This is a genomic window from Streptomyces sp. NPDC004667 (genome assembly GCF_040609475.1).
GTDB lineage: Bacteria > Actinomycetota > Actinomycetes > Streptomycetales > Streptomycetaceae > Streptomyces.
The window spans coordinates 1-1,671 of the sequence record NZ_JBEXKC010000256.1 but is presented as its reverse complement, the minus strand read 5'-3'; the positions used below and the strand labels follow the sequence as shown (position 1 = coordinate 1,671).

Genomic DNA, 1,671 nt, shown 5'->3' with positions numbered 1-1,671 from the left:
GCCATCGCGGCGAACGGGCTGCGCAAGTCCTACGGTGACAAGACCGTCCTGGACGGCATCGACCTGGCCGTCCCCGCAGGCACCGTCTTCGCCCTGCTCGGGCCGAACGGCGCGGGCAAGACCACCGCCGTGAAGATCCTCTCCACGCTCATCACCGCCGACGCGGGACAGGCCCGGGTCGCGGGCCACGACCTCACCGCCTCACCGCAGGCCGTCCGCGCCGCGATCGGCGTCACCGGACAGTTCTCCGCCGTCGACGGCCTGATCACCGGCGAGGAGAACATGCTCCTCATGGCGGACCTCCACCACCTGCCCAAACACGAGGGCCGCCGGACCGCCGCCGAACTCCTGGAACGCTTCGACCTCACCACCGCGGCGAAGAAACCCGCCTCCACCTACTCCGGCGGCATGAAACGCCGCCTGGACATCGCCATGACCCTGGTCGGCAGCCCGCGCATCATCTTCCTCGACGAACCCACCACCGGACTCGACCCCCGCTCCCGCCACACCATGTGGCAGATCATCCGCGAACTGGTCACCGGCGGCGTCACCGTCTTCCTCACCACCCAGTACCTGGAAGAAGCAGACCAGCTCGCCGACCGCATCGCCGTCCTCAACAACGGCCGCATCGCCGCCGAAGGCACCGCCGAACAACTCAAGCGCCTCGTCCCCGGCGGCCACGTCCGCCTGCGCTTCACCGACCCCACCGCCTACCAGAGCGCCGCCCACGCCCTGCCCGCCGCCACCCCCGACGACGAAACCCTCACCCTCCAGGTCCCCAGCGGCGGCACCCAGCACGAACTGCGCACCCTCCTCGACCACCTGGACACCGCCGGCATCGAAGCCGACGAACTCACCGTCCACACCCCCGACCTCGACGACGTCTTCTTCGCCCTCACCGACACCACCGCCATCCCCCACCAGCCGACGGAGGCCACCCGATGAGCACCCTCACCCTCGCCGCCCGCGACTCGGCCACCATGCTGCGCCGCAACCTCCTGCACGCCCGCCGCTACCCCTCCCTCACCCTCAACCTCCTCCTCACCCCCGTCATGCTGCTCCTGCTCTTCGTCTACATCCTCGGAGACACCATGAGCGCCGGCATCGGCGGCGGCACCCCCGACCGCTCCGCCTACCTCGCCTACGTCGTCCCCGGCCTGCTCCTGATGACCATCGGCAGCACCACCATCGGCACCGCCGTATCCGTCTCCAACGACATGACCGAGGGGATCATCGCCCGCTTCCGCACCATGGCCATCCACCGCCCCTCCGTCCTCATCGGCCACGTCGCCGGCAGCGTCCTGCAGTGCGTCGCCAGCGTGGCCCTCATCGCGGCCGTCGCCGTGGCCATCGGCTTCCGCTCCACCGACGCCACCGTCCTGGAATGGCTCGCCGCCCTCGGACTCCTGACCCTCTTCGCCACCGCCCTCACCTGGATCGCGGTCGGCATGGGCCTGGTCAGCCCCAACGCCGAAGCCGCCAGCAACTCCGCGATGCCCCTGATCCTGCTGCCCCTGCTCTCCAGCGCCTTCACCCCGGTCCACTCCATGCCCGGCTGGTTCCAGCCCATCGCCCAGTACCAGCCCTTCACCCCCGCCATCGAAACCCTCCGCGGCCTCCTCCTCGGCACCGAGATCGGCAACAACGGCTGGCTCGCCGTCACCTGGTGCG

2 protein-coding genes are annotated in these 1,671 nt (G+C 70.2%); both read left to right on the top strand.

Annotation, left to right across the window (positions count from 1 at the left end):
- Positions 1-945, top strand: a 945-nt coding sequence (locus tag ABZW32_RS39865; protein ID WP_356225823.1) for an ATP-binding cassette domain-containing protein, incomplete at its 5' end; no start/stop codon positions are given.
- A partial coding sequence (locus ABZW32_RS39860) for an ABC transporter permease (protein WP_356225821.1) occupies positions 942-1,671 on the top strand: 730 nt, incomplete at its 3' end. The genes ABZW32_RS39865 and ABZW32_RS39860, both read left to right, overlap by 4 nt.